This window comes from Anaerocolumna sedimenticola (assembly GCF_009931695.1).
Classification (GTDB): domain Bacteria; phylum Bacillota; class Clostridia; order Lachnospirales; family Lachnospiraceae; genus Anaerocolumna; species Anaerocolumna sedimenticola.
Map to the genome: position 1 here is coordinate 4,524,735 of NZ_CP048000.1, position 20,533 is coordinate 4,545,267.

General features: G+C 35.7%; 19 protein-coding genes, 2 tRNA genes and 1 pseudogene. 4 read left to right on the top strand and 18 right to left on the bottom strand.

Annotated elements, in window-relative coordinates; genetic code table 11:
• Nucleotides 1–51: 51 nt before the first annotated feature.
• Genes Ana3638_RS20120 through Ana3638_RS20135 form a run of 4 tightly spaced genes read right to left on the bottom strand, consistent with a single transcriptional unit; the run spans nt 52 to nt 3,305 of the window.
• Nucleotides 52–1,215 carry an ABC transporter permease gene (locus tag Ana3638_RS20120; RefSeq protein WP_161839627.1) on the bottom strand — a complete coding sequence of 388 codons (1,164 nt, stop codon included), beginning with the start codon at nt 1,213–1,215 and terminating at the stop codon, nt 52–54.
• Nucleotides 1,202–1,420 carry a hypothetical protein gene (locus tag Ana3638_RS20125; RefSeq protein WP_161839628.1) on the bottom strand — a complete coding sequence of 73 codons (219 nt, stop codon included), beginning with the start codon at nt 1,418–1,420 and terminating at the stop codon, nt 1,202–1,204. Before Ana3638_RS20125 ends, Ana3638_RS20120 begins: the two co-directional genes overlap by 14 nt.
• Nucleotides 1,417–2,337 carry an ABC transporter permease gene (locus Ana3638_RS20130; protein ID WP_161839629.1) on the bottom strand — a complete coding sequence of 307 codons (921 nt, stop codon included), beginning with the start codon at nt 2,335–2,337 and terminating at the stop codon, nt 1,417–1,419. Before Ana3638_RS20130 ends, Ana3638_RS20125 begins: the two co-directional genes overlap by 4 nt.
• 35 nt (nt 2,338–2,372) lie before the next feature.
• Entirely contained in the window at nt 2,373–3,305 is a 933-nt protein-coding gene (locus Ana3638_RS20135; protein WP_161839630.1) for an ABC transporter ATP-binding protein, read from the bottom strand.
• Nucleotides 3,306–3,523: 218 nt separating this feature from the next.
• On the opposite strand from Ana3638_RS20135, the gene Ana3638_RS20140 reads away from it, so the two are divergent.
• Entirely contained in the window at nt 3,524–4,480 is a 957-nt protein-coding gene (locus Ana3638_RS20140) for a sensor histidine kinase (RefSeq protein ID WP_161839631.1), read from the top strand.
• Between the two features lie 293 nt (nt 4,481–4,773).
• On the top strand, nt 4,774–5,397 hold the full coding sequence (locus tag Ana3638_RS20145) for a response regulator (protein WP_161839632.1): 624 nt from the start codon (nt 4,774–4,776) through the stop codon (nt 5,395–5,397).
• Between the two features lie 141 nt (nt 5,398–5,538).
• On the opposite strand, the gene Ana3638_RS20150 is transcribed toward Ana3638_RS20145, so the two are convergent.
• The 5 genes and pseudogenes from Ana3638_RS20150 to Ana3638_RS20170 form a co-directional block, all read right to left on the bottom strand.
• Nucleotides 5,539–6,516, bottom strand: coding sequence for an ABC transporter ATP-binding protein (locus Ana3638_RS20150; RefSeq protein WP_161839633.1), 978 nt, complete (start codon nt 6,514–6,516; stop codon nt 5,539–5,541).
• Nucleotides 6,516–7,677: pseudogene (locus tag Ana3638_RS26915) on the bottom strand (ABC transporter ATP-binding protein). Before Ana3638_RS26915 ends, Ana3638_RS20150 begins: the two are co-directional and overlap by 1 nt.
• Nucleotides 7,678–7,687: 10 nt before the next feature.
• Nucleotides 7,688–8,683 (bottom strand): ABC transporter permease, encoded by a 996-nt coding sequence (locus Ana3638_RS20160; RefSeq protein ID WP_161839634.1) that lies wholly within the window; start codon nt 8,681–8,683, stop codon nt 7,688–7,690.
• 14 nt (nt 8,684–8,697) lie between these two features.
• On the bottom strand, nt 8,698–9,666 hold the full coding sequence (locus Ana3638_RS20165; protein WP_161839635.1) for an ABC transporter permease: 969 nt from the start codon (nt 9,664–9,666) through the stop codon (nt 8,698–8,700).
• Nucleotides 9,667–9,887: 221 nt separating this feature from the next.
• On the bottom strand, nt 9,888–11,948 hold the full coding sequence (locus tag Ana3638_RS20170; RefSeq protein WP_161839636.1) for an ABC transporter substrate-binding protein: 2,061 nt from the start codon (nt 11,946–11,948) through the stop codon (nt 9,888–9,890).
• 706 nt (nt 11,949–12,654) lie between these two features.
• On the opposite strand from Ana3638_RS20170, the gene Ana3638_RS20175 reads away from it, so the two are divergent.
• Both Ana3638_RS20175 and Ana3638_RS20180 read left to right on the top strand, forming a co-directional pair.
• Nucleotides 12,655–12,728, top strand: a tRNA-Pro gene (locus tag Ana3638_RS20175).
• A gap of 15 nt (nt 12,729–12,743) precedes the next feature.
• Nucleotides 12,744–12,816, top strand: a tRNA-Thr gene (locus Ana3638_RS20180).
• A gap of 473 nt (nt 12,817–13,289) precedes the next feature.
• Here the strand turns inward: Ana3638_RS20180 and Ana3638_RS20185 are convergent.
• The 9 genes from Ana3638_RS20185 to Ana3638_RS25825 all read right to left on the bottom strand — a co-directional run bounded on the left by Ana3638_RS20185 (nt 13,290) and on the right by Ana3638_RS25825 (nt 20,525).
• A complete protein-coding gene (locus Ana3638_RS20185) occupies nt 13,290–14,540 on the bottom strand; it encodes an MFS transporter (protein WP_161839637.1) in 1,251 nt (416 codons plus the stop codon).
• Between the two features lie 24 nt (nt 14,541–14,564).
• Nucleotides 14,565–14,780, bottom strand: a complete 216-nt coding sequence (locus Ana3638_RS20190; protein ID WP_161839638.1) for an LPXTG cell wall anchor domain-containing protein — start codon at nt 14,778–14,780, stop codon at nt 14,565–14,567.
• A gap of 5 nt (nt 14,781–14,785) precedes the next feature.
• A complete protein-coding gene (locus Ana3638_RS20195) occupies nt 14,786–15,490 on the bottom strand; it encodes a hypothetical protein (protein WP_161839639.1) in 705 nt (234 codons plus the stop codon).
• The gene (locus Ana3638_RS20200; protein WP_161839640.1) at nt 15,483–16,214 is read right to left on the bottom strand and encodes an ABC transporter ATP-binding protein; all 732 of its coding nucleotides are present in this window, start codon (nt 16,212–16,214) and stop codon (nt 15,483–15,485) included. Before Ana3638_RS20200 ends, Ana3638_RS20195 begins: the two co-directional genes overlap by 8 nt.
• 80 nt (nt 16,215–16,294) lie before the next feature.
• On the bottom strand, nt 16,295–16,945 hold the full coding sequence (locus tag Ana3638_RS20205) for a TetR/AcrR family transcriptional regulator (protein WP_161839641.1): 651 nt from the start codon (nt 16,943–16,945) through the stop codon (nt 16,295–16,297).
• Between the two features lie 369 nt (nt 16,946–17,314).
• Nucleotides 17,315–17,815, bottom strand: a complete 501-nt coding sequence (locus tag Ana3638_RS20210) for a GNAT family N-acetyltransferase (RefSeq protein WP_161839642.1) — start codon at nt 17,813–17,815, stop codon at nt 17,315–17,317.
• 332 nt (nt 17,816–18,147) lie between these two features.
• Entirely contained in the window at nt 18,148–18,945 is a 798-nt protein-coding gene (locus tag Ana3638_RS20215; protein ID WP_161839643.1) for a sugar phosphate isomerase/epimerase family protein, read from the bottom strand.
• Between the two features lie 101 nt (nt 18,946–19,046).
• On the bottom strand, nt 19,047–19,736 hold the full coding sequence (locus tag Ana3638_RS20220; RefSeq protein ID WP_161839644.1) for an aspartate/glutamate racemase family protein: 690 nt from the start codon (nt 19,734–19,736) through the stop codon (nt 19,047–19,049).
• Nucleotides 19,737–19,772: 36 nt separating this feature from the next.
• Complete coding sequence (locus tag Ana3638_RS25825; protein WP_161839645.1) at nt 19,773–20,525, bottom strand: GH39 family glycosyl hydrolase; 753 nt, start codon at nt 20,523–20,525, stop codon at nt 19,773–19,775.
• Nucleotides 20,526–20,533: the final 8 nt, after the last annotated feature.

The following is a 20,533-nucleotide window of genomic DNA, read 5'->3' on the forward strand; positions in this document are numbered from 1 at the left end:
TTGTAACACCATCCGGCAAATAAATCAAGGTAAAAAGAACATTTGTTTGCTCTAATTATTCAATTTTCTGTTTTTACTAACTACCAGGGATAATGAAAATATCGCTGCAGCGAATCCGACCTGTATTAACATATAAGCATATATTTTACTTAAAAAATTCCCGTTAAAATCAGTTAATAATGCGATTGTGTCATTTCCTTTGACAAACCAGTAAACAGGTGTAAAACTGGCCAGCTTAAGCACGGAATCACCTAAAATAAATTGCGGAATAAAAGCCCCGCTGATAAAACTAAAACCCAAAGGTAATACATAGGCCATAATATCATTTACCTGCTTATTTTTAATTACGACTGCCATAAAATAACTGATGCTTAAAGCGCTGATGGAATATACGATCATATTAAGCCAAAATAATATAAGATTACCGGTTACACTCTTATCATCATTTATAATAAAACCAAACAGGGCAAACAATATGTCATGGGTTAACACAAAGATCAGATTTCCTCCAATAAGCTGTAAATTCATATCTTTATGCGTCATGGGTGTTACCATGTTTCTCCTTAAAATATGCACGTTATGAAAGGTCAGCATGATCATACCAACCCCTATCAGACAGCTGCTTAATATGATATAGGAAGCGGTGTTAAAATATCTATTATAAAAACTAAAATTATTATCTTGTTTTTCAAAATTCGCTATTGTTACTTCTGTTTTTTCCTGCATATCCTGATTTACATAGGATACTAACTCTTCTTCTGAAATATTCGGAAGGTTTCTAAGGTAGTTTCTGGCTGTATTTAAATAATTATTAATTGCATGATCAACGGATGAATTGTATACACCATCCGGAATGGCTCTTTTCTCTACTGCGACATCTTTACCGTAATAAAAATCTTCCCCGAAATCATATGGTATCGTAAGGATATATTCTACCTGGCGGAAAAATAAGGCATCCGCCAGATTGTCTTCATCATCGCCATAATCTTTAAAATTACAATAATTAGATAAATAATTGATTAGATTTTTTGAAAAAATACTGTCTTCATCATAATTTACCAAAGCCGTATCGATTTTCGTTTCTTCAAAATGCGTTATATTTTGAGCCTGATCCGTAGAGATGATAAAAATTAAGATTACAAATATAACTGCATAAATAATTAAAGCAGGTGCTACACTTTTTAAAAGTTTAAAATAAAGATTAAATACTTGCATATTCCCGCCTCCTGACTTCAAAATATGTGATTAAGCCGAATATTACAGTTAGAATACCAAGCATATACAGATTTCTAAATAATCTGTCATAACCGTCATAATAGTACAAACAGTAAAAGGAATCCGTTATCAGGCTGGAAGGATTAATAAACTGAAGCATAGGTAATCTGGTAGCTATTATATATTTCATATTAACAATTATCATTCCGGATAAAACCCCCCTCCCAAAACTATAGCATTTAATATAGCACCTCTTACCTTTACATTTGCTTTGACAAATACACATACCATAGCACCAAGAGAAATGCCACATAAGGACCCAAATGCACCGGTTAGTAATATCATTCCAATCCGATGACCGAAATCTATTTGTAATACTTTATTCAGGAATGTTAATAAAAATAAAATACTGAGATAATGAAGAGTGAACGCTGCCAAAATATTACATAACAAAAGTTTCATCTTATGGACAGGTGTTATATTTATTCTGGTACCAACTGCTGATTGATCTGCCTGAATATCCACCATTTCGCGAAACCCCCAATTCGTACCAAACATACAGGCTAATGCAATTAAAGTATAAAAATAGATAAGAGTGTAGTCAGGATTTCTTTCTTCATCACGGTTGTCAACAATATAATCCTTATAAGCAGTTATACTCTTATAAAAATTATCATTTATGGCTTTTGGGGTTAAATCAGATATATGTTTCGCCGTACTGCTCATTTGAAGATAATTGTCAGTCAACAATTTAAGAATGGATTGTTCTAATCCGTTATTCTTAAAATACAGGGCCGGTTTATTATTCAGTACAATGTAACCGGCAATCTTATTATCCCGAAGCATAACCTTGGCATTTTCCAAGGATTGAAATTCCACCATAAAGAGATTTTTATCATTACTTATGTGAGCGTTTATTATTGTTTTTATAAATTCCACATCTGCATTGGATTCTTTTACTATTGCAACAGGAATTGTCTTTATATTTTCATGACTGGCTAAATTATTAAACCCCATATAAAAGAATAAAGATAATAATATTGGAAAACCAAATGACCAAAAGATTGTTTCATAACTTCTGCATAAACATTTAATCCTGGTTCTGTATAAATAAAAAGCCATGGACTTTCTCCCTTCTAATAAATAACTAAATAAGTTTAATCTCTGAGATCTTTCCCTGTTATCTCCAGAAAAACATCATTTAAAGTCGGCATTTCCGTATAAATTTTCCCGAATGTAATTTCGTGCCTTTGTAAATAGTCAAGAACATGGATTAAATTATTTTTTCCTTTTTTCGATCTGATAACTAATTGGTTTTCAGTATAATCAACATGGGAAATATTAGGGATATGCAGCATTTCATCCAGCTGTTCCTCCCTTAAGTTATAAGCTTCCACTGTAATCTTTTCACCCAGAGATATCATATTTTTTAATTCGTCTTTCGTACCGGTAGCTATGACTTTTCCTTTATCAATAATGGAAATCCTGCTGCAAAGCTGTTCCACTTCCTCCATATAATGGGATGTATATATAATTGTGGCTCCGTTTTCATTCAGTTTCTTAATACCCATAAGGATCTTATTCCTGCTCTGGGGGTCAACCGCAACCGTCGGTTCATCTAATATAATAAGCTTCGGTTTATGAGCAATTCCACAAGCAATATTCAATCTGCGCAAAAGTCCTCCGCTTAATTTTTTCGGCATAAACTTAGTAAAATCCTGTAAAGAAACAAAATCAATTGCTTCCTCCGTAAGTCTTTTTACTTCTTTTTTATCTTTTATATATAAGCTGCAGAAATAAGAAATATTTTCATAAACCGTCAGCTCATCAAAAACAGCTACATTTTGCATAATGATACCAATATCCTTCTTGATATCATAAGCATCCGGTCTCATGGGTTTTCCAAATATCTCTATACTTCCTTTATCATATTTTAACAGGGATAACATGCAATTTATAGCAGTAGTTTTACCGGAACCATTGGGACCTAACAATCCATAGATTTCTCCCTCTTCCACTGCTAAGTTCAAATGGTCTAATGCAACTAATTTATTATATCTTTTAACCAAGTTTTTTACTTCAACAATCATGCGCTTTCCTCCCACTATCTCATTAAACTAATGTGACGGTCAGTCACTCTGTTACTTTAATTTAAACCAGATTTTTCATTCTATGTATACTATAGCTTATCATATTTTCCCTTTATAGTGAAGAACGTCATAAGAATTTATGACAAATGTAATTGTTGATTTATCAAGTAAATTTTGATATTATGTTTATAATTATTAAAAAACTGGCGGAGGACTTCATGTTTGAAATTCATGATAAAATACTTCTATTTCTTTGCTGTTTTGCATTATATATGTTAGAAGTTGATTCCGAATTTGCAATTGTACCGATTATTATCGCAGTATTGTTCTCCTGCCTGAGTACTTATTTAGATGACAGGAGGCTTAAGCTTGGGTTTTTTCTTATCTATATAGCCTGCTGTCAATTGATACCCGATTGCTTTGTTTTTTTACCTTTAATCATTTATGATATTGCTTTATACGATTATCAGATACTTTCCTTTTTGGGTTTGTTTCCCTTATTCATAAATTTTCATCATTTTAATTTAAGAATAGTCATTTTTTGTTTTGTTTTTTTTATCTTTAGCTGGGTAATTAAATATAAATCCTTATCCTATGCAAGGCTGCAGGCTGAATACAACGAACAGAGGGATAGCTCCAAAGAATTAGCCCTATTACAGGAACAGAAAAATCAAAGTATTCTGGAGAACCAGGATTATGAAATTAATGTTGCTACGTTAAATGAAAGAAACCGTATTTCCAAAGAAATACATGATAATATCGGACACCTGCTTTCCCGTTCTTTATTGCAGATAGGAGCTCTTCTTACCATCTCTAAGGAGGAAACCACAAGGGATGGGTTAACTGCTTTAAAGGAATCCATATCCGGAGGAATGGATAGTATCAGAAGCAGTATCCATAACTTACACGATGAATCCATTGATTTATATACCAATATTGATGCCTTGGTCAAAGAATTTACTTTCTGTAATATCAGTTTTGAATATGATATAAAGTCAAATCCGGATATTAAATTAAAATACTCGTTTATTGCTATTGTAAAAGAAGCTTTGGCAAATATTATTAAACATTCCAACGCTACCAAAGTATCCATCTGCCTCCGGGAACATCCTGCCATGTATCAGCTGATCATTTTAGACAATGGAACAATGGATGAACAAAACAGGCAAAATTAAGTAAACTGATAGAAAATCAAATCTATTATGATGGTATTGGAATACAAAATATTACTGACCGTGTAAAAAGCTTTCAAGGAAATATTAATATTACTCTTGATAAAGGCTTTAAAATATTTATAACCATACCAAAACAAAAATTATTATAATTTTATATAAGCATAAAGTGAATGGCAAAAACAAGAGAATAAAAAGTGAAAGAAAATATAGTAAAAAAGGAGCCACAATGTAATTCTTTCACTTCTTTTATTTGTGGCAATATCACAGACTGTGGTATGCAATGGGTGACGAATATGAATGTTTTAATTGTAGATGATGATAAATTAGTTTGTTCTTCTTTAAAAATCATATTAGATTCCGATAAAGATATCACTGTAATTGGTACCGGAAACAACGGTATGGAGGGTATTCGGTTATATGATGAATTTAATCCTGACATTTTGCTTATGGATATAAGAATGGATCAGATGACAGGTTTAGATGCCGGAGAGATTATCCTAAAGAAGCATAAAGATGCGAAAATACTCTACCTTACAACCTTTCTGGATGATGATTATATTATTAAAGCTTTAAATATCGGAGCAAAAGGATATATGCTGAAACAGGACTTTGACAGTATTATTCCTGCTCTGCATGCTGTATATAAAGGACAGAATGTATATGGAAACGAAATCATTACAAAGCTCCCGAATTTATTACATCAATCCAATCCCGCTGCCAATTATTCTTCCTATGGTATAACCGATAAAGAATATGAGATTATATGTAAAATTGCAGACGGGCTTTCAAACAAGGAAATATCCGAACTTTTATACTTAAGCGAGGGTACCGTCCGTAACTATATCAGTTTGATTTTAGAGAAACTTTCCTTAAGAGATCGAACACAAATCGCTATCTTCTATTATAAAAATAAATAATGACAGGGCTGTTGCAAGTTGGTATGTTACCGCCAGAGCTGAATAATGATTTTGTATTCATTGTACTCTGGGAATAAAATACTACATGCAACAGCCCTATTAATTGGTAATGCTAATTTTAGTTATTTGGCAGCGCTTATATTAATTCTGATCAAATAAGTGACAGGCTGCTTTGTGATTTTTACCATAGTCCTTAAATTTAGGTGCCTGCGTTTTGCAGATTTCCATTGCATGGGGACACCGGGTATGGAATTTGCATCCGGATGGCGGATTAGCCGGGGATGGGATATCTCCCTCCAAAATTGTACGGTTCATCTTAATATTTGGATTTGGTATGGGAACCGCACTTAGTAATGCTTTGGTATATGGATGCATTGGAGTGCGGAAAATCTCTTTCTTCGGTGCCATTTCCACCAGACTGCCAAGATACATAACTCCCACATTATCTGAGATATGCTCAACCACGGATAAATCATGGGAAATGAAAAGGTAAGTAAGTCCTCTCTCCCTCTGTAAATCTTTCATCAGATTTATTACCTGTGCCTGAATTGATACATCTAAAGCAGATACCGGCTCATCGGCAACAATTAAGTCCGGATTCAGTGCAAGAGCACGGGCGATACAGATACGCTGGCGCTGCCCGCCTGAGAATTCATGAGGATACCGGTCAATATAATATGGCCTTAACCCACAATCTTTCATTACTTTAATAATATAGTCACGGTAATCACTCTTAGGAACAATATTATGTTCCCGCACGGCTTCACCAATAATTTCACCTACCGGCATACGGGGATCCAGGGATGAATAAGGATCCTGGAAAATCATCTGAATTTTGGGGCGTAATGGCCGTAAATTACTCCTTTTCATTTTAAATATATCTACACCGTTGATGATTGCTTCACCACCAGTAGGTTCTGTTAATCTTAAGATTGTACGTCCGATTGTAGTTTTTCCGCAGCCGGATTCTCCTACTAAACCAAAGGTTTCCCCTCTTTTAATATTGAAACTAACCCCGTCTACAGCCTTAACATGGCCTATAGTTCGCTGCAATACACCCGATTTGATAGGAAAATGTTTCACAAGGTTATGGATTTCAAGAATATTCTCATTATTCATTATTTTTCCCCCCCTATCTTCTCTATTGTTATTGCAGATTTCTTATGTAAATAACAGCTTACTTTATGGGTAGGTGTAACACTGATTAATTCCGGATACGCACCATTACAAATTTCCATACATTTCTCACAGCGATTTTTAAAATAGCAGTGAGGCGGTAGGTTAATAGGGTTAGGAACATTACCAGGAATGGAATAAAGTCTTTCCACTGCTCCATTTAGCACCGGTTTTGATTTCATTAACCCTATGGTATAGGGATGTTTGGGTTTGTTGAATATCTCATCCGCCGTACCCTGTTCCACAATACGTCCGGCATACATAACAACCACATAATCTGCCATTTCTGCAACAACCCCTAAATCGTGGGTAATTAACATAATAGAAGCATTAATTTTATTCTTTAAATCACGTAATAAATCCAGGATCTGAGCCTGGATGGTAACATCAAGAGCTGTAGTTGGCTCGTCAGCTATAATTAAACCGGGATTACAGGAAAGTGCCATAGCAATTACTACTCTCTGCCTCATACCACCGGATAATTCGTGGGATAAGAATCATAGATACCCTCAGCCCTGGCAATACCCACTAATTTAAGCATTTCAACCGAACGGGATTTTACTTCTTTTTGTCCATCTTTGGGTTATGTAACATGATACATTCATCTAACTGGTTACCGATTGTGAAAACAGGATTTAAAGTTGTCATTGGTTCCTGAAAAATCATAGCAATTTCATTCCCGCGGATTTTCTGCATCTCTTTTATAGGTAACTTGGTGATATCAACAGCGCGTTTTTTATTTAATTGATTATAGCGAATCTGGCCTCCCGTAATCTGGCCTTGCGGTCCTTGCAATAAACGCATTAACGAAAGACTGGTAACAGATTTACCACAACCGGATTCACCAACAACACCGATTGTTTTACCCATGGGTATATCAAACGAAACTCCATCCACTGCTTTTACCGTTCCGGCATCCGTATAAAAATAGGTTTGCAAATTATCAAATTCAATTATATTAGACGGATCTCTCATCGCAGTTAAATATTCCGATTCCGGTATATTTTTCCTTTTACTTTCCTTGGTATACAATTTATACATTTTATTATTTAATTTTTTGATTTCTCTAAATCTTTCTCTTTTTGAATTCTTATCGTCAGCCACCTATTTTCACCTACCTTTTCATTTTGGGATCGAAAGCATCACGAAGCCCGTCACCAATAAAGTTGAAAGCTAAAACTGTCAATAAGATACAAATTCCCGGAGGCATCCAAATATTTAAATAATTTTTAAGAATAATAGAGTTTGTTACGGTATTAACCATATTACCCCAGGATGCATATGGGAAGGAAATACCAACACCCAGGTAACTGATAACCGATTCCGTCAGAATCGTACCGCCAATGTCCATAGTTGCCATAATAATAATAATCGGCATAACATTTGGTACCAAATGTTTAAATATTTTTTTATAGGTACGAATACCGGTAGCTTCCGCAGCCTGCATATATTCCATTTCACGTAAGGATAAAATCTGACCGCGGACCATTCTAGCTACACCTGCCCAATTTAAAATACCCAATACAACCATAATATAAAAGATTTTATACCGTGGTGAAATACCATATCCAACTAAAATGGCGGAAATTACCAACATAAGAGGTATAAAGGGTATGCAATAGAATATTTCTACCAGACGCATGATTATCATATCAATCTTGCCACCGTAATATCCTGCAATTCCGCCTAATGTAACACCTACTAATAATTCTACAATAACAACACATATACCAACTGTTAATGAAATACGGCCGCCATACATGATACGGGTTAAAACATCCCTACCGTCAGCATCAGTACCCAATAAATGAGTGGCTGAAATAGGTGCTTTAATATTTAAATTAACACCCGCTTCTTTAATTCTTGGGTCATTCATATTAATTTCTTCCCCAGTTTGTTTGTTAATATAAAATATCTCATATTCACCATAGGGAGAAAAAAACGGACCGACGAAACAGAAAAGAATCATAAATATAACAATTCCCATACCGAATCCTGCCAGCTTATTTCGGAAAAAGCGTTTTACAACCATTTGTCCCGGAGTCATGATTACCTGGTTTTGTTCAAATTCATCCTGTTCCTGCTCATTTTTTAATCTGATATCTTCCATGACAAACCTCCTCCCTAACTATATCTTACACGGGGATCAACCACCGCATATAATATATCCGATATTAAAGTACCTATTATTGTTAAAATTGCAATAAACATATTAAATCCCATTAGATAGGGGATATCACCGGATTGTACTGCTTTTATGGCTATGTTTCCAAGCCCTTCCAGGGAAAATATCCCCTCTGTTATAACTGCACCGGAAAACAAACCCGGGATCATAATTCCTAACATTGTTACGATTGGTATTAATGTATTTCTAAAAGCATGTTTTCCAATAACTTTATATTCCGGTACGCCTTTTGCCCTGGCAGTTCTGACGTAATCTGCACTTAATACTTCTAACATATTCGTACGGACATATCTTAATAAACTACCCACTCCGGTAACTACAAATACAGTAACCGGCAGAACTAAGTGTTTGGCAATATCGGCAATTCTTGCCCAGCCTGTATAACCTGCTCTTGCGTTTACCATGCCGGATAATGGAAGAACACCAAGTCCAACTGCAAAAACACGTTTTAATATGGCGGCAAAAAAGAAAGATGGTAAGGATATACCTATTATTGCTATGGCAACAATTATGTAGTCTGTCCTTGAATATTGCTTTCTGGCTGCAATAATGCCAAAAGGAATCGCCAAAAGGATTTCAAAGATCATTGCACTGAAAGCTAAAGAAAAAGTAATTGGTATGTACCTCATAATAATTTCGGTTACCGGCTTCTGATATAGGAAGGATGTTCCAAAATCACCTCTTATTGCATCCCAAAGCCAACTTAGATACCCTTCAACAATTCCTTTATCCAGCCCATAAACTTCACGCATCCTGTCTTGCATTTCTTTCGTAATGTTTGGGTTACCTGCCGTAATATTGGCAACATAATCTCCGGGAGTCAGACGTCCGAGTAAATACAACATGATTGATACGCCAAACAATACGATAATACTAACGAATAAACGTCTAATAATGTACTGTTTCATAATATTCTCTTCCCTTTCATTATACTATCGTTGGCAGCACAGCTGGTAAAACATGGATATATTTTCTCAGCTGTGCGGCTAACCAACAACATGATTCATTGATTTTACTTAATTTAATTATCATCTTATCAAATTAATAATCCCTCATAACAGTCCATATCCACCTATTTAGGTGGGATATGGACTGTTTATCAATAAATTAATATATTGATTTATAATAGTTAATTCAACTCAAGCTTGTTAATTTCTTTTGCATAATTCCAATATGTTGTTGTTTCTTTTGGAAGAGTATCTGCCTTAATGGTAGTTGTATTGTATATTTCCATATTTTTTCTCTGGTATACCGGCATATATACTGCAGCATCCATTATAAGATCAAGTTCCTGTGCAACAAGTTTACATCTTGCATCAAAATCTACCGTTTTAAGAATCTCTGCTTGCAGCTTATCGATTTCATCACTGTAAAGATGAACATCATTATCATTACCTTTACTTCCGAACATCTGGGTTAAGTCACAGTCGGCAGCATTTCCCCATGCTGCAACCCACATATCTAATTCTCCGGCATCGATTAAATCAAATAAAGTTGAAGAATCAATATCCTGAATTATTAATTCTGCACCCATGGATTTCAAATCATTCGCCATCTGGGTTAAGATCGGAGCAGAAGGATGATTCATTGTACCGTCACCGGCGATACCAATAGTAATTTTTAACGGTTCACCATTTTTAACAAATTTGCCGCTTGCATCTTTTGCATAACCTGCCTTTGTTAAATACTCTAATGCTTTATCCGGATCATAACCATAAACTTCCTTTGCATCACGAGGGTATTCTGCAACAGTAGGTGTCATAGGTCTTTCGATAACCTGTGCTAATTCTCCGTAATAGGACTCAACTGCGGGTTTTCTATTCATTAAATACATAATACCTTTACGTACATTAATATCAGGAATTTTCTCTGCATTAATAGCTATGTAACCATAACCAGGATTATCCACTAAAGAATACGCCATTCCGGCTGATTCAACCTGATCAACAACTTCCTTTGAAGCAGATGGAACGGCAATATCGATATCACCGTTAATAACCGAATCAACCTTATCATCTTCAGATACCACCTGGAACTTAATGGTAGGAATCTTAGGTGTTTCACCCCAGAACAGGGTATTTGCTTCTAAGGTAACAATATTATCCTGATAACTTACAAACTTATATGGGCCGCAGCCTAAAGGAGTACCATTAAATGCTTTTATTCCATCCAGATTACCTTTGGTGAAATCTGCTCCATAATAATGTTTCGGAATAATCGGAATCCAGGCAACCTGTTTGTCTCCGGAGATATTTGGTGAATCAAATAAAACGGTACAGGTATAATCATCAACTTTTTTTATACCGGAGATTTCCTGAACATCAATACCATCTTCCAAATTTCCTTTTATGTATTGTCCCTCTAATTTATGCTGATAATAGGATTGAGGATCATAGCCGTCTTTATATTTTGTATATTCGCAATCAACAAGCATTTCAAAGAGTTTTTCTTCGTCTTTCTCAATACCGGTAGGGTCATAACCTTCGCCCTTAAGATAGGTAACCCAGTCGTAGCTGTCTATGCCTTCCCACCAGCCATCAAGTTTCGTATCTCTTAAATATGCTTTGTAATCTTCTTCTGAAATTTTATCAAGTGAATATTTTGCTTCTACTTCTTTTGTAATTTTGTCAAGCTGAGCAGAATAATTCGGTGTATCATAGTAGTAATCTTTCAAACCTACAATATCAAGCGTTGAAAAAGTAGATGAACCATCATAAGTAGGGTCTGATGTTACATAATACCAAAAAAGAACATCATCTATTGTAACGGGTTCCCCATCGGAAAATTTCATGTCGGGTTTTATGGAAACGGTATATTCAATCTGAGTGTGTCCGTCTGCAGCCGTAATTTCTTTTGCTTCCACATGTCCTGCATTATCAATTAATGCCCCCTGTGGATCCAGCCAGGAAACTGGTGAAAATATAAGATCTGTTACTTCTTTATCAAATGCACTAAATGAAAACATTTCATTAAATACTCCATTTAATGGATCTGTACCTATAACTAATGTATCATATGTACCGGTAGCAACAACCTTATCAGGTACCTCCGCAGAATCAGCAGCTTTACCTGCATTGCCAGTAGTTTCAGCTTCGTTTGCCGTGTCAGCAGTATCTTTATTTTTGCCGCAGGCATTTAAAGAAAACACCATACACAGAACAAGAAGAATTGATAGAACTTTCTTTTTCATAATTAACCTCCATTTTTTTATTTTTGCATATCCAGAAACCTAAATCATTTAGCACAGATAATGAAAAAGACTTTCGACACGCTGTCATTTACACTCTCCCGGCATGTCTACTGGCCTCATCGCTTTATCTTATAATAAATGATTATCATTCTTAGAAAAAGTTCCTCAAAACTTTGACTTGTTCAAAGCAATAAGAAATATCTTCCAGAATTATTACCTGTATTATAGTATCCTTGCCTATAAATGTCAAGCCACCCTAACTTTTCCAATTATTTATATAATTATATATTTTCTATGAATATACTTACAAGAATATGTCTTAAATTAATAAAAATTTATTTTTTTGTCTTCCCTGTACGAACAAAATCCCGCAGGATACAAACTAATTAAACTTATTCTATTGTTACAACTTCTTTATTGTGCATTAATACTACTTCTTTTTTAAATTACAACGTTAATATATTAAATTATTGTATATATATTCACATTATTTTTTATGCCTTAATATTTTTTTTAAATAAATTTAATGTTTTTGTAACATCTAAACCTCTAAAGGCATCTTCCGTTATTTTATCCTTCCGTACAATCTTTTTGAATTATTGTAATAATTAAAAAGATTTAAAAAATTATAATTTTATCTTGACATTTTTCATTAAAAGTAGGATAATAGTTTGGCAAGCTTTAGTACATATCAATATATTTTTAACGAGGTGTGGCTCAGATTGGTAGAGCGCTGCGTTCGGGACGCAGAGGCCGTGGGTTCGAATCCCGTCACCTCGATTTTTTTATGATTTTGCTGGAATAACTCAGTCGGTAGAGTACCTCACTCGTAATGAGGAAGTCGAGGGTTCGAATCCCTTTTCCAGCTTATTAAATATAAGCAGATATTGTAGGAGAAAAATTACAACCTATCTTAAATTAATGCCACTCATTTTGAGTGGTTTTTTTAATTAATTTACGCGAAAGCAAAGTGAGAATTAGCAAGCTTGCTTGCAATAATTCGAACGCGCACGCGAACCGAAGAAATTCGCAAAGCGTGTTTCTTCCGGTTTCGGGATTGTCTTGCGAATGAGGTGGTGTTATGTATATAGCATAAGTGACCCTTTCGCTATTATAAATACATGTAGCCATAATAACACTTTTCAGAAATGACATGCATAACAATAGCCGTTCTGACTTTCGTAAAAGTTAGGACGGCTATTATACATATTAGTTTTCTATGCAGTTTTTCATAATAGCTAATCCGTTATCTAAAAATTGACGTGATTCTCACGCCCTCCGCAATACTTTTTCCGAAAGGAAACGGCGACCATGATTTTCTGTTATTTTACTATTTATGATTTATTCTACTAACAACGATTTGCTATCTAATTTCCTGAAAAACCTCGTCACTAGCAATCCAATTATAAAAATCATTACTCCGGTTGGAATTAAGATAAGGTAAACCGCATTACCGAATCTGTCAAATAGAATTCCGTAAACTATTTGACCCAGTGGTTGCGCACATATTGTAATGGTGGATACAAAAGCCATAACTTTTCCAATCAGATGATCTGGTGTCTTTTGTTGTATAAGAGAAAGAGAAAAAATTGAAAAAATACAAGCCGCAAACTGCATACAGCAAAAAGCTGTGATGTTGATGGCGTATTTTGTAATCCTACTTGTTGGAGCAAGAAAAACGCCGCCGGCAGGAATTAAAAATACTCCCAGTACCACAAGGGTAATTGATAAATGATATGTGCTTAATTTTTTTGTTAATAATTCGGCGGCAATACTTCCGAGAATTGCAGCAAAGCCTAACGCACTTTCTGCCGCTCCGTAATATTCCGCATTTAAACCAAGAATAGTCTGCACAATATAGGGTAATCCCACCACAGCAGTACCTATTACAAAAAAATTGATCAGCGCTATTAAAAGCAGCATTTTAAAAATCTCTGATTGCTCTTTACAGATAAATCTCATGCCCAACAAAAAATCATTTTTAATAATTGACACAACACCTATCCGTTTATCAGATGGTATGTTTGGCAGTTTTATATACCACTCAAATAGTGCTGTAATAAAAAAACATATAACACTTGCAGCCATGACAGGTTTTAACCCAAAGGTGACATAAAGAACACTACCAAGTATCGGGGCGATCAAAGCAGATACCGCGGCTATTTGATTGACAACTGCATTGCCCTTAATGATGTTATCCCCGGTTTGCATTTGTGGAATACAGGCTTGCACAGTTGGCGATTCAAATGCTCCTAAAACGGATAATAAAACAAGCAGTACACCAATTACTGTAATGTCAGTACTGTCGGAAAACATGAGAGCGGCACATAAAACGCATAGGGCGGACAGAGCATCCAATGTCACCATGATATTTCTTCTATTTACTCTATCCGCAAGGATACCCCCTAATGGAGAAAGCAAAATAGTAGGAATAGTAGCAAGCGCTAAAATGCTTGCGTATATCGCCGCTGAACCTGTCAACTCCAGCACATACATAGAAAGAGCAAACTTTAAGATATAATTTCCGAAAAGAGAACTAACTTGCCCCATAACAAGAAGTGTATAGTTTTTCGTGAATAATTTTTGTGTCATAGGTTAATCCCCCTGATAAAGTAATTAGGAAACTCGGAGCAACGCTTTAATGACATCGGAAATAAGTACGAGTAAACTAATTCCCAAACAAATGTATCCTGCGTTTTTCTTTTTCTTTTTTAATAATGCAAAGCCTGCGATGAGCAAAATAATAAATATGACTCCACCAATAAGAAGCTCGTATTGCCATGCCCAATCTGCGAAGTTCTCCACTGACTGTTCAAATCCCTGTTCTGTCATTTAAGTTATACCTCCATATTCATAACTCTTTTTCTTAGATTGCTTAATGTGATTCCTGCTACAATAGTACCTATTGCCAGAAAAGCAATTCCTCCTATAATATTCATTGCAATAGCCAGCATTTGACACATGACGGTGGAAATAATTATAGCAGCGATAATTGTTACTGAGACGGATTGTTTCCCAAACCCAAAATACAAGGCGACAATGCCCCATACTCCGGCCAGTAAGGAATAACATAATAGAGAAAGGAAACCACCGAAAACTGTCTTTATACTCAATTGGTCCGCACATATTGGGAAATAGCTTTCTGTCGTAAAGAAAACACCCAATACTATTGATCCGCATAAAAGCATTGCACCCACTGTATAGAAAAACACCATAAATATCTTTGCTTCCAAGATTTTTTTGCGGTCAACCGGATAGGAAAATAAAAGCATCGCTCTTTTCCCTGCGTATTCTTCTACAACAAACTTTGAGAACATGACTGAGGAAAATATTGTGAAAATAACCATGCAGAGGATATTGTTTAAATTAATCAAGTTGTTATAAGTCATGATCATATTCAAATCTGTCTCTGTGGGGTCAATCTTTGGTATAATGGCTAACAGATACAAAAAACTAAGCATAACACCTGTAATAATGACTACCGCAAGATGATAGGATTTCAAGCCGTTTCGTTTCAGTTCAAGAACAATCAATCTATTCATTCTCATTTCCTCCTTTCGTGATCGTCATAAAGTACTCTTCTAAACCTCCTGCGTATCTCTTACGTATTTCTTGAGGGATAACTTCCTGCACGACTGTGCCATTTACAATTACACCAATCCGATTTGCGGTCTGCTCTATTTCCGAGAGGATATGGCTTGATAGTAAAATGGTGATTTCTCGTTCTTTTACAAGATTGCATAACAGTTCCCTCATTTCCCTAATTCCAACAGGGTCAAGCCCATTTACAGGCTCATCTAAAATCAAAAGCTCCGGTTTATGTATAAGGGCGCGGGCAATTGCCAAGCGCTGCCGCATACCGAGAGAAAAAGTTGAAACAGGCTGTGCTCCAACCTTTGGCAATCCCACCATTTCAAGTGTTCCAATAATATCGGAATTTGTTATACCCATATAATCAAGATGGATTTGCAGATTTTCAGTTGCAGATAAATGTTCATAAAAAATAGGTGTTTCAATCAAGCTGCCTGTCCGCTTTAGAATATCAAGATTTTGTTTTACGCTATCCATACCCAAAACAGTTGCCGCACCCGCAGTAGGTTGAAGCAACCCTAAAAGAATTTTGAACACTGTCGTTTTTCCTGCCCCATTTTTTCCCATAAAACCATAAATAGAGCCTTTTTCAACTGTCATCGAACAGTTTCGGATGACTTCACGCCCTCCGAAGGCTTTTGTTAAACCTCTGATTGTTACTGCCGTTTCGTTCATTATTCTACCTCCAATTTAGATACATATATATGTATGTATATTGCTAATAATAAACTGCCTAAATTGGCAGCCTATTATAATTAGCCGTTTTGTACTACATAGTCATAGTATTTTTCAAATAAACCGAACAGTTCATCGTTGATAACAGGTAAGCCAATACCATGGAACAATGATTTAACATGGCTGATTTTATTCCTATATTCTTCTTTTGTAACAGTGAATGTAATCGGATTCAGCCAAAGGTTAGCAAGTAAAATAAAAGTTTCAGCGGCTTGTTTGGGATTATCAACATTCACCGATCCATCCTGATTGCCTTCCTCAATACACTCACAGATATGCGGAGCAATCGACTTTACACAATCTTTTATCTGTTTCCCTATAAATATAGGACTTTGCAAAACAGATGGAGCTATTTTTACAAATTGCAGTTGTCCTTCATTGATGAGGGAAGCTGCGAGAAGATTACGAAGTTTATTAAGGCCATTTACATTAAGGTTTGCATTTTCCTCAATCAAAGATGCAACATCACCACTGAACATCTGTGTTGTTACAGCATCAATGATGTCGTCCTTTGATTGAAAATGATGATAAAAGGCCCCTCTTGTCACATCAGCCAATTCATCAACAATATCTTGTACGGTTGTTTCTTCCCATCCTTTTTCCATAAACAACTTTTGGGCTGCCTCTAAAATTCGTGCGCGTGTTATTTCCGGATATTTGTTTCGTGCCATATCATCACCTCGATAGATACATTTGTATGTATCTATCTTATCATGAGATTTTTTATATGTCAACTTGATTTCATATCGTTTTGAAGATACACATAAGCTTTCTTTTTATCAGCTGTTTTTGTCTCATAAACATTTCTGGAATAACAGACTTCTTCATAAACAGTTTTTATACCAAATGTTAATAAAACTTGTTTTATCAATTCGAACTAATCGAACTTTTGAGATATGACAATACCTCGTGTACTAACCCTGATATGAAAACTCATCTCAATTTACCTTTCTCATAGTTTGTTGATAATACTAACAATTACGAATCAATTCCACTCTGTAACTTGGGATTTACTAATTTCAAATTATTTTTCTCATAACCTAAAAGAGCTTAGACATGTAATACTCATCGATATACTCATCGTCTATAATGATGGATTGTTTCTTTACCCCTTCAATAACAAATCCTCTTTTCTCATATAGATGTTTTGCAACCTCATTTTGGCACATAACTGTTAGTTCAAGCCGGGTAATTTGATTCTTCTTTGCCCAGTTATCCAATTCAACAAAAAACTTTGAACCAATCCCATAGTTCTGATATGCAGTACGGATTCCTACGACGATATACGCTGAATGATGTATCCTTTTACACTTGCCTCTTTCTGCTGAAAGATACCCGATCAATTCACCTTTATTTTCAGCTATTAACAAGAGATTATCTCCATAGACGGCTTCATGAATGACATCTTTTACCCGTTCAATATCTTTTGATCGTTCACCTGGCTCGTACATCATATATTTTGTTTCAAAGTCGAGAGCATACATTAGTTGCCATAATGCTTCAGCTTGGTTTTCAGTAACCGGGTGAATTATAATATCCATACCTACCTCCTATTACATAATTGATAGTTCGCATTTTCCCACATGTACTAAACTGTTAGCGCAGTGGTTCTCTTGTTTCAGGTAATTCTTTCCTTTTTATTTTATCACTTTATTTACATAAGGTAAACCTTTAAAATAAGCTTCCTATTATTTTAAAGGAGGTCATTTCTATGACAAATGAAGAAGTTTTATTAAAACTTGAAGAGGATGTTCGTCTTCGTGGCTTTACCTCAGCTAATCATACATGTAGCCATAATAACACTTTTCAGAAATGACATGCATAACAATAGCCGTTCTGACTTTCGTAAAAGTTAGGACGGCTATTATACATTTTAGTTTTCTATGCAGTTTTTCATAATCGCTAATCCGTTTCCTATATCTTTTCTGACCTGCTTCGAATTGGCCTCAATACTAACTCTAGAATCATATCCGACGTTATTTAAAGCAGCGAAAAAGTTTCTGTATTCATTCAATATGCCACTAGGAAAGATCCGCCCTTCAGGCTCTGCAAAATGAACATGGATAATATCAGGTCCGTTTTCTATTATTGTGTCCAGACTTTCTTTTTCAACTGTGAAATGATAATAGTCAACCAGTAATTTAATATTAGAAGCATTTACTGCCTGCATTAATTTTTTTCCATCCGATAGATTCACAATAATATTACTTTCCATTCGGTTCAGCGGTTCGATTGCTATTTGAATCCCCTCATAAGAGGCATGTTGATCAGCGATTTTTAATACTTCTACAATCTGCTGGAATGCCTTTTCTTCCGGAAATCCCTCCGGAACATTTTTTGCTCCCGCACTGCCGAAAACGATAACTTTAACACCTAATTCCGCAGCGCGGGAGCAGGCATTTCTAATATAGTCTTCTATTACATTCAGAGATGTATTTTCTCCGGTAAGCCGGACTGAAGCTGGGAAAAAGTTATTGCAGCACTCACAGTTCATATTATATTTTTTTAATGTCTCTTTAAGCTGTTCGAACTTCTCCGTAGGTAATTCCATGATTTGCGCGAGTGGTAATTCAACATAATCATAACCGCTTTCCGCTAAATATCCGATGTAATTCATACCGACAGGATCCATTTTATTTCCAAACATATTTACACAGCAGCCGTATTTCATACTACCTCCTATTTTCTTGGGATTGTCACAAATTTTTCTTAACATATTAACTTATGGAAAAATATGCGTTATATTTCGCAGACAATTTATACGTTCTAGTTTCAATGAGTTTCCATTCTTTCAAGTATCTGGCGTACACTTTCAAATCCGGTATCCCCACTGTTAAATACCGGCACTTTCGTATTGGTAAGCAAGGGTGCCAATGCTGACATTGATAACTGTGCCATAACAATACACTCTGTTTCTTCCGACAGCCGATTAATTGCCTCCAATAAAATCTCATTATGTACCTCTACATGGCCTTTTGAAAGCTCTTCAAACGCTTCACTGCATAATACGGTTTTAAATTCAATCTCCTTTCCTGCTTCTTTTGCTGCAATCTGAAGCAATCTTTCCGAGGAAGGAATTGTTGTCGCCAGGGTGGCTAATAAACCGATTTTTTTTCCTTGTTTTACAGCTGTCTCCATCATAGGCCTGTCAATTTGCGCAATCGGTACATTAACCAAGGGTCTTCCCAGTTCTGCGGCATAGTTAAAAGTGGAACAGGCTAACAGGATCAGATTAACCCCAGCTTCTTCCAGATTATGTGCATATTGAGTAAATTTAAAATAATTTACTTTTGGTATTACTCCTACCCCTGCACGAATATTATCCCTTTGGATCGTATCATCACATAGGTGCATGATATTGACTTCCGGTATATACTTTTGTATATAAGGTTCCATGGCTCCAATTGTAATGTGGGAAGCATGGATGATTCCCAATGTTTTATTTGAAAGATCTTTTTTCATACTATTCCTTTCCGCCCTTTGGCTTATTATTTTAACCTATTTCACTACTAAGTAGGATACGGAATGGGCAGTTAAGTCAAAGGATACCGTAACCTGACCATCCGTTACCACTGCTATATAATCATCCGTCAATTTTTCAAGATCATCTCTGGCTTTGATTGCCTTGTATTGCAACTCATCCGGATACATGGGTGAACCCTGGCGTATCCACTCGGCATACGCATTGGAATGTTCTTCATCAATTCTATAGTGGGATACCGTTACTTCTTTTTTACCTTTAAGTCCTGATACCTTAAGATTAACTTTGATCACCTCTTGTTTATCCCTGTCATTATTATGGCTGTATATTACAATTTGTGTTTCACCATTACTGCCTTTCACTGCAAACCCTGAAATATCCGTTATTTCCTCTTCTGCTGTATATTGGCTTTGTACAGGATTCCCGATATCCGGTTCTTCTTCATATCCCCTCTTTAACGCCTGATTGTATTCAAGGTTCAATCTTTCGTGTCCTAATTGTCCCAGTATCTTAAACATATTAAATACGGCCTTATTAATGCCCTGGGTTGTAAAGGTTCGTGTTCCTTCAAAACAGCGCTCTCCCGGGAACATAAATGCCCACGCAAGGGGTCTTACTTTTATCTTATACCTGCGGCTCAATTCATCAATTTTGGTATAGGTTGACACTACATAGGTAGCATAATATTCCGTATTCCTGAATATCATGTTGGCATTGTCATAAACACCTCCTGCCGCCCAGCCGTCCGGGTCGGCTTCGGATAGAACCACTTCCCTGT

Bases quoted from the DNA above. Each gene is read 5' to 3' on its own strand.
- Ana3638_RS20120 (WP_161839627.1), bottom strand. From the start codon at position 1,215: ATGCAAGTATTTAATCTTTATTTTAAACTTTTAAAAAGTGTAGCACCT.
- Ana3638_RS20125 (WP_161839628.1), bottom strand. From the start codon at position 1,420: ATGATAATTGTTAATATGAAATATATAATAGCTACCAGATTACCTATG.
- Ana3638_RS20130 (WP_161839629.1), bottom strand. From the start codon at position 2,337: ATGGCTTTTTATTTATACAGAACCAGGATTAAATGTTTATGCAGAAGT.
- Ana3638_RS20135 (WP_161839630.1), bottom strand. From the start codon at position 3,305: ATGATTGTTGAAGTAAAAAACTTGGTTAAAAGATATAATAAATTAGTT.
- Ana3638_RS20140 (WP_161839631.1), top strand. From the start codon at position 3,524: ATGTTTGAAATTCATGATAAAATACTTCTATTTCTTTGCTGTTTTGCA.
- Ana3638_RS20145 (WP_161839632.1), top strand. From the start codon at position 4,774: ATGAATGTTTTAATTGTAGATGATGATAAATTAGTTTGTTCTTCTTTA.
- Ana3638_RS20150 (WP_161839633.1), bottom strand. From the start codon at position 6,516: ATGAATAATGAGAATATTCTTGAAATCCATAACCTTGTGAAACATTTT.
- Ana3638_RS20160 (WP_161839634.1), bottom strand. From the start codon at position 8,683: ATGGAAGATATCAGATTAAAAAATGAGCAGGAACAGGATGAATTTGAA.
- Ana3638_RS20165 (WP_161839635.1), bottom strand. From the start codon at position 9,666: ATGAAACAGTACATTATTAGACGTTTATTCGTTAGTATTATCGTATTG.
- Ana3638_RS20170 (WP_161839636.1), bottom strand. From the start codon at position 11,948: ATGAAAAAGAAAGTTCTATCAATTCTTCTTGTTCTGTGTATGGTGTTT.
- Ana3638_RS20185 (WP_161839637.1), bottom strand. From the start codon at position 14,540: ATGACACAAAAATTATTCACGAAAAACTATACACTTCTTGTTATGGGG.
- Ana3638_RS20190 (WP_161839638.1), bottom strand. From the start codon at position 14,780: ATGACAGAACAGGGATTTGAACAGTCAGTGGAGAACTTCGCAGATTGG.
- Ana3638_RS20195 (WP_161839639.1), bottom strand. From the start codon at position 15,490: ATGAATAGATTGATTGTTCTTGAACTGAAACGAAACGGCTTGAAATCC.
- Ana3638_RS20200 (WP_161839640.1), bottom strand. From the start codon at position 16,214: ATGAACGAAACGGCAGTAACAATCAGAGGTTTAACAAAAGCCTTCGGA.
- Ana3638_RS20205 (WP_161839641.1), bottom strand. From the start codon at position 16,945: ATGGCACGAAACAAATATCCGGAAATAACACGCGCACGAATTTTAGAG.
- Ana3638_RS20210 (WP_161839642.1), bottom strand. From the start codon at position 17,815: ATGGATATTATAATTCACCCGGTTACTGAAAACCAAGCTGAAGCATTA.
- Ana3638_RS20215 (WP_161839643.1), bottom strand. From the start codon at position 18,945: ATGAAATACGGCTGCTGTGTAAATATGTTTGGAAATAAAATGGATCCT.
- Ana3638_RS20220 (WP_161839644.1), bottom strand. From the start codon at position 19,736: ATGAAAAAAGATCTTTCAAATAAAACATTGGGAATCATCCATGCTTCC.